We start from the raw sequence: 13,259 nt of genomic DNA, 5'->3' as shown, positions 1-13,259 counted from the left end.
CGAAACTAGTTGAGCCTTACCGAACGGGCAACCTCCGAAGCCGGGAAACACGCCGCACGCTTATCAGGATGCCGTAGGCATCGTTCCTACCCCTTCACCGCATCATAGGCGGCGAGGGCTCGTGCCCGCGCGCTCGCGTGGTCGACGATCGGGTGCGGATAGGTCACCCCGAGTTCGACGCCCGCCCGGCTCAGCACCTCGCGGTGGGCCGCCCACGGCTTGTGGATCGCCTCCGCCGGCAAGGCGGCGAGCTCTGGCACGAAGCGGCGGACATAGGCGCCGTCGGGGTCGAACTTCTCGCCCTGCAGCACCGGGTTGAAGATGCGGAAATAAGGCGCGGCATCGGCGCCCGAACCGGCGACCCACTGCCAGCTCGCGGCGTTGTTCGCCGCATCCGCATCGACCAGCGTGTCCCAGAACCACGCCTCGCCCTCCCGCCAGTCGATCAGCCCGTGCTTGACGAGGAAGGACGCGGCGACCATCCGCACCCGGTTGTGCATCCACCCCGTCTCCCAGAGCTGACGCAGCCCGGCGTCGACGATCGGATAGCCGGTGCGGCCCGTCTGCCAGGCCTTCAGGAACGCCGCGTCGTCGCGCCATGCAAAGGCGTCGAAGCGCGGCTGGACGTTCTTCCATGGCAGCTCGGGGAAATGGAACAGCAGGTGATAGGAAAATTCGCGCCAGTAGAGTTCGCTCACGAATTTGGCGACGTCGCGCGCCGAGGCCGTGCCGCGCTCCTCCGCGCTCCGCACGGCGGCCAGCACCTGATGCGGCGAGACGTTGCCGAAGCGCAGGAAGGGCGAGAGCCGTGAGGTGGCCTCGCGATCGGCGCGGTCGCGGGCGTCGGCATAGCCCGGCAGGCCGTCACCGAGGAAATCCGCCAGACGCTGCCGCGCGCCGCTCTCGCCCGGCGTCCAGCTCGCGCGAAGCCCGCCCGCCCAATCCGGGCATGACGGCTCCAGCGCCCACGCCTCCAGCGCCTCGCTCGCGACGGGCGCCGCGGCCGGTATGCTTGCGGGCATACGGGTCGGCCGACGGACCTCCCGCGCCGAGGCGGCGCGGAAGAACGGTGTGAAGACACGGAAGGGCTGCCGGGCCCCGGTGAGCACGGTCCACGGCTCGTGCAGCAGTGACCCGCCGAAGCTGCGCACCTCGGTGCCCCGCGCGGTCAGGCTCTCCTTGATCGCGCGGTCGAGCGCGATCTCCGCGGCGCCGTAGCGTCGGTTCCAGTAGACCGCGCCGGCCCGGCTTTCGGCGATGACCTCGTCCAGAACCTTCGCCGCCGCGCCGCGCCGGTGCACTAGCGAAAGCCCATGCGCGCGGGCGGCCTCGCCGAGCGCCGCGAGCGAGCGGCCGAGCCACCAGCGCGCGGCGCCGCCGAGCGGCCGGATGCCGGGGCTTTCCTCATCGAGCACATGGAGCAGCAGCACCAGCCGGCCGCTCTGCGCGGCCGCATCGAGCGCCGGATTGTCGGCGAGGCGCTGATCGTCGCGGACCCAGACAAGGGCAGGGCGATGGTCGGGATCGGAGCTCATCAGGGGCGGCGTTCGCGAGGGTTAGTGCCGTGCTTTGTGCGTGGCCGGCAGGCAAGCTGCAACGTCTTTCGCGTTTGCCGGTTCCCGGCGCCGTGGCGTCTTGAGCTTTTTAAATGATGATCATAATTTAAGAGCAGATCAGTCGCGATGCGTGCCGGGCACGCCGCACACAAACACGGAGAAGTCGCATGAGTGGTAATGGCGCAGCAGGGAAGGGCACGGCGGCCGTCACCGGCGCGTCCTCCGGCATCGGACGGATCTATGCCGAGCGGCTGGCCGCGCGCGGCTACGACCTCGTCATCGTCGCCCGCAACGCGGAGCGGCTGGAGGCTCTTGCCGCCACTATCCGCTCCGCCACCGGCAGGAGCGTGGACGTGCTCCAGGCCGATCTGGAAAAGCCGGCCGACATCCGGCGTGTCGCCGATCGCGTCGCCGGCGATCGCGCGGTAACGCTCCTCGTCAACAATGCTGGGGCGGGCACCGAGGGGCCCGTGCTCGGCACCGACATCGATCGCGTCGAGGCGATGGTGCAGCTCAACGTCGTCGCGCTGACCCGCCTCGCAGTGACGGCGGTCAACGCGTTCTCCGCGCGGGGCGGCGGCACGCTCGTCAATATCGCCTCGGTGGTGGCGCTGATGCCGGAGGTGCTGCTCGGCGCCTATGCGGGCACCAAGGCCTTCGTGCTCGCCTTCACCCAGTCGCTGCAGAACGAACTGCAGGGCAGCCCGGTGCGTATCCAGGCGGTGCTGCCGGGGTTGACCCGCACCGAGTTCTTCGACCGTGCCGGCCTCGCGCTCGACAGCTATCCGCAGGAGATGGTGATGTCGGTCGAGGAACTGGTCGACGCGGCGCTGGCGGGGCTCGATCAGGGCGAGCTCATCACCATCCCCTCGCTGCCCGACGCCGGCGATTTCGCGCGCGTGAGCGCGGACCGCCTCGCGCTGGTGCCGAACCTCTCGCGCAACCACCCGGCCGAGCGCTACCGGCAGTGAGCCGGGGCGGTCGCCCGGCGATCGTCTCGCTCGGCATGTCCGGGCGGGCGCGGCAGATCGGCCAACCTGCGCTATAGTACCGTCCGCCGGGACCTCTGCCCATCGGGCCGGGGTCTGCGAGGAAGGTCAGTGTAGGACGGATGCCGCCGATGCGTTCTGCCCGTGAGCCGGTACCTGACGTCGTCGCGCCGCTCCCCGATGGAGCGGCGCGCCTTGTGCCGCATGCCGGCAGCATCGCTCCTATCTTCCTGATCGCATTGACCGGCGGTCTCACCGCACTGATCGTCGCCGCGCCGCTGATGGTTTATTCGGTGACACTGGCGACCTTCGGAGCGGCCCATGTGCTCTCCGAGCTGCGCTATGTCGACCGCCGTTTCGGCCGCCGCCTGCCTGTTCGGCAGATCGTGCTGATGGCGCTTTTCCTCGCCGGTGCGGTGGCAGCACGGGCGAGCGGCCTGTTCGGGCTGGTCGATCCGGCCAAGGCTTTGATGCTGGAGCTGTCATGCGTCGTCGCACTGGCGCTTTCGGCGGCTGCCGGCGGAGTCGCCCAGCGGGCTCTGGCGCTCGCCATCGCCGGTGGTCTCGGCCTCGCGACCGCCTTCGCTCCGTTCGACACGGCGGTGTCGCTCTCCATCCTGCACAACCTGACGCCGCTGGCGCTCATCTGGGAGATCACCCCGGCGCCGGCGCGCCGGCGGGTCATGCCGCTGGCGTTGCTGGCCTTTCTCGGCCTGCCGCTGCTGGTCGCCAGCGGTCTGCCGAGACTTGCGCTGCAGGCCGCGGGTCTGTCCGGACCCGGCCTCGACCCCATCGGCGCGGGGACGCTCGAGGATCACCTCTATGTCTATGTGCCGCGCCCGCTGCTCGGCGGCGCCTCGGCGGTCGACCTGTTTTCCGCCTCGGTCGTCGCCCAGTGCGCCCATTATGCCGCTGTGATCCTTGTGCTTCCCATGCTTTTGGCGCGGCGCGATCCGCAGGCGAGGGGGCTCGTGCCCTGGCCGCGCGGCGGCGTCTTCGCGCTGATGGTGGCGGGCGTTTCCGCCTTCGTTCTCTATCGTTTCACGACCGGCTTCGTGCCGGCGCGCGCGCTCTATAGCCTTGCCGCCTCGGTGCATGCCTGGATCGAAATTCCCTTGATCATCATAGCGCTGACGGCGCGCTCTCAGGCGACCATCAGCATGCCGAGCGCGCCGGAAGCGACGTTGGCGGCGAGCGATACGGCGAAGGCGTGCCGTGCCGCGAGTCCGCCCGCCCATCCGATGATGGCCGCTTCCACGACCACCACCACCGCCTCCGCCGCAAGCACCACCGCCACATAGTCATGGAGCGCGGCGAAATGCTCGACGGCGAACCAGAGCTGAGGATGGGTAGCGGCGGTGGCCAGCGCCGTCGCCAGCGCGACATGGCCGGCGCCGCGGCTCGGCCAGTCGGCGATCACGACCAGCGCATAGGCGACCGGCCCCTCGATGGCGACCGACAGCAGCATGGCCTGAAGCTCGTTCATGCCCGTCCACCGTTCTCGTTCGCCTTTCCCTGCAACCTTAAGCCGCTTCAGCGAGGAGCGCCATGATACGCCACCGTTCGGGACGCCGTGCCGTACCCTTCCGTGCCCTTCTCATCATCCTTGCGGCGAATGTCGGCGGCATCGCGCGTGCCGATATCCCGCCGCCGCGTCCCAAGCCTCCTCCGCCTCCGGAAGGGCCGGCGGCCGGGAATGTGCGCGGCCTGCAGCTTCAGCGGATATTGACCGGCAGCTTCATCGGACGTTGGGAGACGATCATCCGAGCCTGCGAGGGGGCGTGCGCCACTCCCAGGGTGGTCGACTGCGTGGTGACGGGTGCGAACGGCGTCCGGATACGCGGCGGCGACATCGCCGCTGTTCTCACCGCCGGGCAGATCGCGGCCGGAAAGCCGATCACGCTCACGCTCGAACACTGCGCCCTGCCGCAGATCGAACTCTCGGCGGGCGGCTGAGCGAGGCGTGGCGCCAAAAATGGAAGGGGTAGCCCGCAGGCTACCCCATTTGGTGCTTTTCAGCTTGTTAACGGAGGACCCTCGATCACCCGGCCGCTAAACCCTGGTAAGTCGTTCCGAACTGGCTTTGTACACCAAGGGTAGCACGGTACAATTTTTCTATCAGATCAAGGGTTAGCCGCAGTTCGGTTCAGATGCTGGAAAAACGCTTCGGGCCCTATCGTCTCGGTCTCGACATCGGTTCCAATTCGATCGGCTGGTTCATCGTCTGGCTGGAGCGGGACGGCGACAAATGGCGCCCGAAGGGTACCGGCCCCGGAGGCGTGCGGGTCTATTCTGACGGGCGCGACCCGCAATCGGGTGCCTCCAATGCCGCCGACCGCCGCCTCGCACGTGGCATGCGCCGCCGGCGCGATCGCTTTGTCGATCGGCAGAAGACGCTCATGGAAGCGCTCGTCGCCGCCGGGCTGATGCCTGGGGATGTCGCGGCGCGCAAGGCGCTGGAGGCGCTCGACCCTTACGAGCTCCGCGCCGCCGCGATCGACGGGCCGTTGCCGGCGCATCATGTCGGGCGCGCCCTGTTCCACCTCAACTAGCGGCGCGGTTTCCTCTCCAACCGCAAGGCCGGCAACAAGGGCGACGACAAGGGCGCGATCCGGGAAGGCGAGCGCAAGCTCGCCGAGGAGATGGAGAAGATCGGAGCCGGCACGCTCGGCCAGTATCTGTGGAGCCGCCAGAAGGAGCGCAGCGGCGTGCGTGCGCGCGGCAAGGTCGCCGGCACCAAGGTCACCTACGACTTTTATCCGACGCGCCGGCTGGTGGAGGACGAGTTCGACGCCATCTGGGCGAAGCAGTCGCCGCATCATCCCTCGATGACGGCCGAGGCGCGGGAGGCGATCCACGACGCCATCTTCTTCCAGCGTCCCCTGAAAAAGCCGCCGGTCGGCAAATGCACGCTCAAGCCGGCCGGCGTCCCCTTCGAGCAGGACCCGGAGGGGTACCGCGTCGCCTGGGCGCATCCGCTCGCCCAGCGCTTCCGCATCCTGCAGGAGGTGAGGAACCTCGCCGTCGGCCCCGTCGGGTACTCGCCGCGCAAGCTGGCGAAGGAGGAGGGCGACGCCATCGTGCTGGCGCTCCTGCAGAGCAACAAGGTCTCCTTCGACAAGATGAGGGGCATCCTCAAGCTGCCGGCGGACCAGCGCTTCAATCTCGAAAGCGAGCGGCGCGCCGAGCTGAAGGGGGACGAGACCGCCGAGCGGCTCTCCCACAAGACCCGTTTCGGCAAGGCTTGGCGGGGCTTTTCGCTCGACCGCCAGGCCGCGATCGTCGACCGCCTGATGAATGAGGAGGACGAGACGAAGCTCGTCGCCTGGTTGAGGCGCGAATGCGATCTCGATGTCGAGACCGCCGCCCGCATCGCCGATACGCCGCTGCCGGAGGGCTACGCGCGGCTGGGACTGCGGGCTATCCGCAAGCTGTTCCCGCTGATGAACGACAAGGGTCTGAACTATCCCGACGCCGCCCGCGAGGCCGGCTATGACCATGCCAACGCGCCGACCGGCGAGATCCTCGACCGGCTGCCCTATTACGGCCGCTGGCTTCCCAACGCCGTGGTCGGCTCCGGCGATCCGCGCGACGTGAAGGAGAAGCGGTTCGGCCGCTTTCCCAACCCGACAGTGCATATCGGGCTCGGGCAGCTTCGCCGGCTGGTCAACACCCTGATCGAGGAGCTCGGTGCCCCGGAGGAGATCGTCGTCGAGTTTACCCGTTCGCTGAAGCTTTCGCCCGAGGAGAAGCGGCAGGTCCAGACCGAGCAGAGACGCAATCAGGAGAAGAACGAGCGTCGGGTCGCCGAGATCAAGCGCCTACCGGGCTATCGGGACTACGACCCAACGCCGCGCGACCTGCTCAAGATGCGGCTGTGGGAGGAACTGAACCCGCGTGACCCGCTGGACCGAAAATTCCCCTATACGGGCGACAATATCAGCCTCGCGCAGCTCATGTCCGCCGAGGTCGATATCGACCATCTCATCCCCTATACGGTGGGCCTCGACGACAGCCCGGCCAATAAGATCATCTGTTTCCGCGAGGCCAACCGGCACAAGAGGAAGCGCACGCCCTTCGAGGCTTTCGGCTCCAGCCCGGCCATCGGGACCGTCACCTACAATTGGGACGAGATCAGCCAGCGCGCCGCCAACCTGCCGCGCAACAAGAACTGGCGCTTCGGTCCGGATGCGCTCGACCGCTACAAGGAGATGGGCGGCTTCCTCGCGCGCCAGCTCATGGAGACCGGCTGGCTGGCGCGCGTCGCCAGGCAATATCTCGGCGCGGTCTGCGATCCCTATTCCATCTGGGTGATCCCCGGACGGCTAACCGCGATGATCCGTGCCCGATGGGGCCTCAACAGCCTGCTGCCGGACCACAACTATCCTGGCGTGCAGGAGCGCGACGAGACCTTCCGCGCGGCGACCGATGACCTCGAATTCTCCGGTATCAAAAACCGCGCCGACCATCGCCATCACGCCATCGATGCCTTCGTCGCCGCGCTCACCGACCGTTCGCTGCTGCAGCGCATCGCCAGCCGCTATGACGAGGAGCGCGAGAAGGTCGACATCCCCGAGCCGTGGGAAGGCCTTCGTGACGAGCTCAAGGCGCGGCTCGACGCCATGGTGGTCTCGCACAAGCCCGACCACGGCAAGGGCGGCAGGCTCCATGAGGACACCGCCTATGGGCTGGTGAAGGAGCCGGAAAAGGAGGCCGGCAATCTCGTCCGCCGCAAGGACCTGGCTTCGCTCACGGAGAACGAGATCGAGCTCACCCGCGACATCCGCCTGCGCGAGCGGGTGCGGGACCACGTCTATGCGGCCAGGGCCGCCGGCATGGACCTGAAAGGCGCGCTGGCCGACTTCGTCAAATCGTCGGAAGGCGATCCGCACACCAGGCACGGCGTCCATCGCATCCGCCTGCTGAAGGTCGAGAAGCCGGAATATCTCGTGCCCGTCGCGGGTGCCGACGGCACGCTGTACAAGGCCTATTCGGCCGGCGAGAATTTCTGCGTCGAGATCTACGATGCCGGCGACGGCCGCTGGCAGGGCGAGGCGATCCGCCGCTTCGACGCCAATCAGCCGGGGTACCGGCCGCGCTGGCAGCACGAATTCCCGGATGCGCGCCTGATCATGCGCGTGCACAAGGGCGATCTCCTGCAGCTCGACGACGGCACGGGCCCCAAGATCTGGGTAGTCTACCGGCTCGATGCATCGGCCGGCCGCTTCAAGCTCGCTCCGCACAACGAGACCGGCAATCTCGACCGCCGCCACGCCACCGACACGGCGATCGATCCGTTCCGCTGGCTGATGGCCTCCTATGGCACGCTGAAGCGGATGAATGCCGGCCGGGTGCGGGTGGACGAGATCGGACGCGTGTGGCCGATCACCCCGGACGATGCACGCAAAACGAAATGATTGTCATTGGTGCAACCTTGAATATCATTCCGCTATAGGGTGCAACGGGATGCGGTCGAGGCGGCGATGGTCGGGCGCGTGGTGGAGATCGCGACGGACGGGCGGCATATCGCGCTCGATCGCGGCTTCCTGACCATCGCCGAGCGCGGCGCCGAGATCGGCCGCGTACCGATCGACGACATCACTGCCGTGGTCATGAACGCGCACGGCCTCACCCACACCAACAACGTTCTCGTCGCCCTGGCGCGGCGGGGCACGCCGGTGGTTCTGTGCGGGCCGCACCATCGGCCCGAGGCGATCGTCTGGCCGGTCGACGGCCACCATGAGCAGGCCGGCCGCATCATGGATCAGGCCGCGGCCTCCCTGCCGCTCAAGAAGCGGCTCTGGCAGCAGATCGTGCAGGCCAAAATCCTCGCCCAGGGCGCGGCGCTGGCGGCGACCGGCGCCGAGGCGGGCGGCTTCCGCCTGCTCGCGCGGAAGGTGAGCGCCGGCGACCCGGACAATGTCGAGGCGGAGGCAGCCCGGCGTTACTGGCCGCTGCTGCTCGGGTCCGGTTTCCGGCGCGATACCGATGGCGGCGGCGTCAACGGGTTACTGAACTACGGTTATGCCGTGCTGCGCGCCGGCGTCGCGCGTAGCGTCATGGGAGCGGGGCTGCACCCGAGCCTCGGGCTCAAGCACGCCAATCGCGGCAATCCCATGGTTCTGGTCGACGATCTGATGGAGCCGTTCCGGCCGGTCGTCGACCGTGAGGTGCACCGTCTCGTCGGCCAGGGCGTGGGCGAGGTGACCGGCGAGGCCAAGGCGGCGCTCGCGCGGATCATGATCGTCGACCTGCCGACCGCGGAGAGGCTGAGCCCGGTCGCGACCTGCGCCGAGCGTCTTGCCGGCTCGCTCGCCCGCGCCTTCGCCGGAAGCGGCGAGCGCCTCGCCTTGCCGGAGCCCGGCCTGCCGCTCGGCTTCTAGCGATGGGGACGTTGACGCATGGCGCGCCGCCGGCGCTTTCCGGATACCGCATCATGTGGCTGATCGTGCTGTTCGATCTGCCGGTCGGCACGCGCAAGGAGCGCAAGGCGGCGGCCGGCTTTCGGCTGAAGCTGCTCGATCTCGGCTTCGAGATGACGCAGTTTTCCGTCTATCTGCGCTTCTGCGCCGGCAAGGAGCAGGCCGAGGCCTTTCAGCGCAGGATTGAGCAGGCGATGCCCGCCGCCGGCAAAGTCCACATCATCGCGATCACCGACAAGCAGTACGAGAACATCCGCACCTATCGGGGACGAAACCGTGAACAGGGGCCGAAAAATCCCGAACAGCTCGCGCTGTTCTAGGCGCGAACGCCCGCTTCTGGCACGCCGGGGAAAGAAAAAAGGCCCTGCGAACAGGGCCTTGAGGGAGATTGGAGTTTAGCGGCCGGGTGATCGAGGGCCAACCGCAACCCTTTACGCCAGCGATGACGATGCCAAGGCAGTTTAGCCGCCGGGTGATCGAGGGCCAACCAAGCGCAGACGAAGGCTCAGCGCTCCGGCGCCCACGGGATCGGTTGCAGCGCGTGGCCGCCGAGGCGCTGGAAGGCGCGCTGGCGGCAGGAGAACACGATGATCTGCTGCTGGCGGGCCTGCCGGTGCAGCGCGTCGAACATGCGCTCGATGCGGTCGTCGTCGGAATAGACCAGCGCGTCGTCGAGGATGACCGGCGCCGGCTCGCCATTCTCCGCGAGCAGCCGCGCGAAAGCGAGACGGGTCAGCACGGCGAGCTGCTCGCGCATGCCGCCGCTGAGCACGTCGACACGCTCGTCGAGCCCGTTCCGGCGCACCGAGCGCGGCGTCAGCGTCGCCTCGTCGAAGGTGACGGTGGCATCCTCGAACAACAGGCCGAGCAGCGGCTGAAGCTCGCGCATCACCGGCTTGAAGTAATGTTCGTGCGCGGCCGAGCGGGCGGCCTCCAGCGCGGCGTCGAGGCGTGTGAGCGTCGCGACCTCGCGGGTGAAGCGCTCGACGCGTGCCTGCGCCGCCTCCAGCGCCTCGCGCACCTCCGCCCAGGCCTCCTCGACCGCCTCGTCCGCTCGAATGCCGATTTCGCTGTTCAGCGCGGCGAGTTCCACCCGCAGCCGGCCGGCTTCCTCGCGCGCGGCGTCCACGATGGAGCGCAGCCGCAGGACGCGCGCCTCGGCGTCCGTAAGCTCGATTCCACCCGTCAATTCCTCGACGTGCTGCTGGGTATCGCCCGCCCGGCGCTGGGCTTGCGTGAACGTATCGCGCAGTGCGGCGTGCCGGGCCTCGCGCTCCGGTTCGGGGCCGAGCGTTGCGATCAGCGCCTCGCGCTCGGATTGGAGCGCGTGCAGGGTGGCCTCGGATTCGATGAGCCGGCTATCGGCCTGCATCCGACGCGGCTGCTGCTCGCGGGCGGCAATGCGGGCGGCCTCGACGCGAAGCCCGGCCGCGTCGAGCGCGAGCCGCGCGGCCACGGGGTCGCCCTTGAGTTCGAGCTTTTCGGCGTTCTCGCCGGCAAGGCGCGTAATCTCCTCGCGCAAGGCCGCAAGTCCGTTCGGCACGAGAAGCGCGAGGCGCTGGCGTGCCAGGGCGAGGTCCGTCGCGTGCTGGCGAAGCGCCTCTTGGCGCTGATAGGCCTCCGCCAGGCTCTCGAGACCGAGCGAGGCCAGCAGGGCGCGATGCTTCGCCTCGGCCGTGGCGAGCTCCGCCGCGCCCGCCTCCTCGCGCGGCACGCGCAGGGTGAGCGTGCCGATGCCGTCGATGTCGAGATCGACGCTTCCGGCGAGCGCGCGCTCGCCCTCCGGCAGCGGCGTGCCGTCGAGCCGCACGGCGCCGGTCGCGCCGTCGCGGTAGCGCATCCGCAGCACCGGTGCCCGCGCCGACATCGCGGCACGCCGCGCCGCGATGTCGGCCTCCATAGCTTCGATCCGCTTCACCGCATCGTCCGGCAGGCTGAGCGCCTTGAGTGCGGCCTCGATGCGCTCGATCTCGGCGCGCGCAGCCTCGGCCGCCTCCAGCGTCTGGCGCTGGGCGGCGAGGCGCTCGGCCGCTTCGCGGGCGCGCAGGGCCTTGTCGAGCCGCCCCAGCAGCTCCCGCGCCTCGCGTTCCTCGCGCTCGGCGGCCTCCACCACGCGGGCGGCCTCCTCGCCGGCGGCGATCGCGACGCGCTGCTGCTCACGCGCCGCGTCGCGCTGGGCGTTGCCGGCCGCGAGGCGAGGGGACAGGCCGGCGAGACGGTCGGCGGCGGCGGCGAAGGCGTCGAGTGTCGAACGTGCGGCGTCTGCATGCCGGGCGGCAAGCTCCGCCTCGGCGCGGGCAGCGCGCAGCGCGTCCTGCCGGGCTTTCGCCTGCGCCAGCTCGGCCTCGGCGGCCTTCAGCGCGCTCAGCCGCTCCGCGGTCTCCTCCGGCCTGTCGATCTCGGTCAGCCGGGCGCGCGCCGCACGGCGGCGGTCGAGAGCGGCGCGCAGCCGCCGGACCTCCTCGGCAAGGCGCTGTTCCTCGACGGCGAGCCGGTCGCGCTCCTCCATGGCGGCGAGATAGGGACCGCCGGCCTTGGGGCGTCCGGTTGCGGTGACGAGCTTGCCCAGCTCCTCCTCGCAGCGGGCGCGCACCGTCTCCATGCGCCGCCCGCCGGTGATCGCCTCGACCTCGCCCTGCACGGAGGAGAGGATGCTTTCGCGGGCGCGTGTCTCGTCGTCCTCGCCCTTCGAGCGCTTGTCGAGGCCGGTATTGCCCTGCCGCACCCAGAGCAGCCCGGCCGGTCCCGCCGTGCCGCCGCGCACCAGCGCGGCGATGAAGCGCTCCGCCTCGTCGGCCTGCGCGACGAGGCGGCCGGAGCCGAGGTCGGTCACCGTGGCGCGACGACCGGCGTAGAACTGCTTGCTGATCCTGAAGCGACCGTCGGCCGTGGCGATATCAGCCTCGACCAGAGGGCTGCCGCCGCTATACGGCCGGAGTGACTGGATCGGGCTGGCCGTGCCGGTGTGCGGCTGGAAGAACAGCGCATGCAGCGCGTCGAAGCAGGTCGATTTGCCGTATTCGTTCGCCGCGCACAGCACGTTCACGCCATCGCCGATGCCCTCGACGGCGATGCCGCTACCGGCGAAGCGCCGGACATTGTGGAGGCGCAGCGCGGTCAGCCTCATGCCCGCAGAGCCTCGCAATAGGAGAACAGGCGCAGCAAGGCGCTGCTCGCCACCTCCCGTTCGGCGGAGGAACGAGCCTCGTCATTGCTCTCGGCCAGCAGCGCTTCCGCCGCCTGCCGCAGCGCGCCGGCGCGGTCGATGGCATCGAGATCGCCGGCCTCGCAGTCGGTGGCGAGGCCGTCCATGTCGAGCTCGAGCAGACCGAATTCCGGGGCCTCGCGTGCCACCGCCTGCTCCAGCGCCGAGCGCATGGCGGGGCTCGTGCGGCCGCTGGCGCTGATGCGCAGCAGCGCATGCCGCCGCATCGCGGCAGCGGGCAATGCGCGCGCGAGGGCGGCCACCGCGTCGTCGCCGGAAAGAAGATCGAGCGGCACCGTGCGCCAGTCGAAGCTGCCGGTCTCGATCGGTGCGACGTCAGCCGGCGCGCCGGGCGCGGCGATCGAGACGAGGAGCGCGCGGCCGGGCTGGTCATGCTTGAAGCGGTCGGGCTCCGGCGCGCCGCTGTACCAGCAGCGTTCGCCGATGCGCATCTGACCGTGCCAGTCGCCGAGCGCCAGATAGTCGAGGCCGGCGCGCGCCGGCCGGTTTGGCGCGATCACGTCGGCGCCGACCCCGTCCTCGGAGAAGCTCTGAACCGGGCCATGCGCGAGGCCGATGCGGATGACGCCGTCCGCCGTCGCCGCGTCGTCCATCCATTCGGTCAGGTCGCGTCCGGGCCGGCGCGTCGTGCAGGGAGCGGACAGGATCGCCGCGCCGTCGAACAGGAGCGGCTCCGGCGTCAGCGCGAGATGGACATTGTCCGGCAGCGCGCCCTGCGCCGCGGCCCAGAGATCGTCGGCCAGTAGGGAGTCGTGGTTGCCGGGCAGGACGATCCAGCGCAATGGGGCGCCGGCCATGGCCGAGAGCGCCTGCCGCAGCATGGCCGGGCTCGGGGTCTCGGTGTCGAAGCTGTCGCCGGCGAGCAATATGGTGCCCGCGCCCGTCGCGCGCGCTTCCCGCGCCAGCCGCTCCAGCGCCATGTGCCGCGCCTCGCGCAGCCGGCCCCGCAGTTCCTCCGGCATGTTGCCGAAGCGCTTGCCGATATGGAGGTCGGAGCTGTGGACGAAGCGGAACATGGTCCTGTTCGGTGGGGCTCGTGGCGACTCGGGGACGTCGATCAGCTTTA

At 69.6% G+C, this 13,259-nt stretch carries 9 protein-coding genes and 1 pseudogene; 7 read left to right on the top strand and 3 right to left on the bottom strand.

Annotation, left to right across the window (positions count from 1 at the left end; genetic code table 11):
* Window positions 1-86: 86 nt before the first annotated feature.
* A complete protein-coding gene (locus tag U742_RS0117465; protein ID WP_029355326.1) occupies window positions 87-1,535 on the bottom strand; it encodes a cryptochrome/photolyase family protein in 1,449 nt (482 codons plus the stop codon).
* Between the two features lie 188 nt (window positions 1,536-1,723).
* On the opposite strand from U742_RS0117465, the gene U742_RS0117460 reads away from it, so the two are divergent.
* The 7 genes and pseudogenes from U742_RS0117460 (at window position 1,724) to cas2 (ending at window position 9,287) form a co-directional block, all read left to right on the top strand.
* Complete coding sequence (locus U742_RS0117460; protein WP_029355324.1) at window positions 1,724-2,527, top strand: SDR family NAD(P)-dependent oxidoreductase; 804 nt, start codon at window positions 1,724-1,726, stop codon at window positions 2,525-2,527.
* A gap of 149 nt (window positions 2,528-2,676) precedes the next feature.
* A complete protein-coding gene (locus U742_RS0117455) occupies window positions 2,677-3,846 on the top strand; it encodes a hypothetical protein (protein WP_156034264.1) in 1,170 nt (389 codons plus the stop codon).
* A gap of 247 nt (window positions 3,847-4,093) precedes the next feature.
* Window positions 4,094-4,501 carry a hypothetical protein gene (locus U742_RS0117450; protein WP_029355320.1) on the top strand — a complete coding sequence of 136 codons (408 nt, stop codon included), beginning with the start codon at window positions 4,094-4,096 and terminating at the stop codon, window positions 4,499-4,501.
* 194 nt (window positions 4,502-4,695) lie between these two features.
* A complete protein-coding gene (locus U742_RS22660) occupies window positions 4,696-5,097 on the top strand; it encodes a hypothetical protein (RefSeq protein WP_051661297.1) in 402 nt (133 codons plus the stop codon).
* A 12-nt stretch (window positions 5,098-5,109) separates the two neighbouring features.
* Window positions 5,110-7,962 (top strand): annotated as a pseudogene (gene cas9 / locus U742_RS22230) (type II CRISPR RNA-guided endonuclease Cas9); the annotation flags it as partial.
* Between the two features lie 39 nt (window positions 7,963-8,001).
* Complete coding sequence (gene cas1 / locus U742_RS0117440; protein ID WP_248310409.1) at window positions 8,002-8,928, top strand: type II CRISPR-associated endonuclease Cas1; 927 nt, start codon at window positions 8,002-8,004, stop codon at window positions 8,926-8,928.
* A 65-nt stretch (window positions 8,929-8,993) separates the two neighbouring features.
* Entirely contained in the window at window positions 8,994-9,287 is a 294-nt protein-coding gene (cas2, locus tag U742_RS0117435) for a CRISPR-associated endonuclease Cas2 (protein WP_248310408.1), read from the top strand.
* 185 nt (window positions 9,288-9,472) lie between these two features.
* On the opposite strand, the gene U742_RS0117430 is transcribed toward cas2, so the two are convergent.
* Together U742_RS0117430 and U742_RS0117425 are read right to left on the bottom strand one after the other, a co-directional pair.
* Window positions 9,473-12,094, bottom strand: a complete 2,622-nt coding sequence (locus U742_RS0117430) for an AAA family ATPase (protein WP_029355314.1) — start codon at window positions 12,092-12,094, stop codon at window positions 9,473-9,475.
* Complete coding sequence (locus U742_RS0117425; protein ID WP_029355312.1) at window positions 12,091-13,209, bottom strand: metallophosphoesterase family protein; 1,119 nt, start codon at window positions 13,207-13,209, stop codon at window positions 12,091-12,093. Before U742_RS0117425 ends, U742_RS0117430 begins: the two co-directional genes overlap by 4 nt.
* Window positions 13,210-13,259 lie beyond the last annotated feature (50 nt).

It is taken from the genome of Allobosea sp. 117 (genome assembly GCF_000702305.1).
In the GTDB taxonomy this organism is placed as follows: Bacteria; Pseudomonadota; Alphaproteobacteria; order Rhizobiales; family Xanthobacteraceae; genus Ancylobacter.
The sequence above is the reverse complement of the archived record's forward strand: the minus strand, read 5'-3'. Positions and strand labels throughout refer to the sequence as shown.